Below are 1,333 nucleotides of genomic sequence, written 5' to 3' on the forward strand. Positions count from 1 at the left end.
GTCCGTGCCCGGGGGTATCCGAGGCTTGCCCGCCGGTCGGGGCCGGTGGCCGGCTACAGGTAGGCGGCGTCCATCCCGTCGTTGGGCTCGGCGTTCTTCGCCTCGCGGACGTAGCGCTTGACGGTCTCGACGTAGGTCGGGTCCGTGGCCTGCCGGTCGAACCGGCGGGCCAGGGAGCGGGCGATGTGCTCGGCGTCGGTCAGCCCCTCGGCCACCAGGGCCTTGACCGTGGCGGCCAGGGAGGCCGGACGCTGGTCGGGCACACGCTCCTTGTCGTGCTCGGGCTCCGGCTCGGAGCGGATATCCGGGCGGACGCTCTGCCCGGCGTCCGGGGTACTGGCCTGGGCGGATACGGCTTCCGCCGGATATCCGCTGGTCTCCGTCCGGATGGTGACGTCGTGGCCTCGTGCCGTCGTGGCGTCATCAAGGATGTTCCGGCGGTGGCGGCGGACCTGAGTAGCGGCGTCGTAGACCTCCCGGACAGACCATCCGTCCGCGTACGCGGCGCTGATCGCGTCCGTGGCCTCTTCGCTGATCTCGACGTCCGAGGCAATGGCGTACTGGTTCGCGTCGGTGAGGATCGCACCCACCGCACGCCGCAGCGTGATCTCGGCGCGCCCGGGGCTGGCCGGAAGATCCAGGACAGGCGACGCCTGGGCGACGGGAGCCGGGGCGATGGCGGCGTACTGCGAGCGGATCCGCTCGGCGGCCAGCAGCTCCATGGAGGCGCGGACGTCGGCGCGGGCTGCCTGCCGGCGGACCTGGGCGATGGCCATCTTGGCGTTGGCCTCGCTCATCTCTGCCTTGACCCACTCGCGGTGGTCCTCGGACAAGTCGCGGTTGATGTGCCGCATGATCCCCATCCACAGGGCCTTGGCCACCATCGAGACGACCGCGCCGACCACGGCCAGGGCGACGTTGTCCCTCCCCATGCCGTGCCAGAAGATCGCGCCCATGGTGATGAAGAGGAGCGCCCAGCCCATCTTCTTGGGGAAAGCGCGCTTGTCCTCGTCGAAGCGGGCCAGCCATTCCAGCAGGAGGCAGATGACCCAGGCCAGGTCGAAGAGGACGGCCGCGGCGAGGCCGACGCCACCGCCCAGGAGGTCACCGATGGAGAAGGTGGACCAGACGACGGCGATCGAGGTGAGGGTGAGCACCAGGGCGACCGCGCCGGAGGTGGCGAGCTGGTCCCAGTCGCTGGGGAGCCTGGGGACCTGGACCGCCACGCGCTTCGGGCGGGTGTGGGTCTTGCCGTCCACGGTGATCTCACGGGGCTCGGTGCGGTACTCGGTGGTGGTCTTGAACTTCACGATCAGGTCCTTTCGGGGCGTGG

The 1,333-nt window shown here is 70.4% G+C and carries 1 protein-coding gene; it reads right to left on the minus strand.

Going from position 1 to position 1,333, the window contains the following annotated elements; genetic code table 11:
- Positions 1-53: 53 nt before the first annotated feature.
- Positions 54-1,333: hypothetical protein (locus ACFWDI_RS40860; protein WP_385312163.1), on the minus strand; the 1,280-nt coding region annotated here is incomplete at its 5' end.

This window comes from Streptomyces sp. NPDC060064 (assembly GCF_042736455.1).
In the GTDB taxonomy this organism is placed as follows: Bacteria; Actinomycetota; Actinomycetes; order Streptomycetales; family Streptomycetaceae; genus Streptomyces.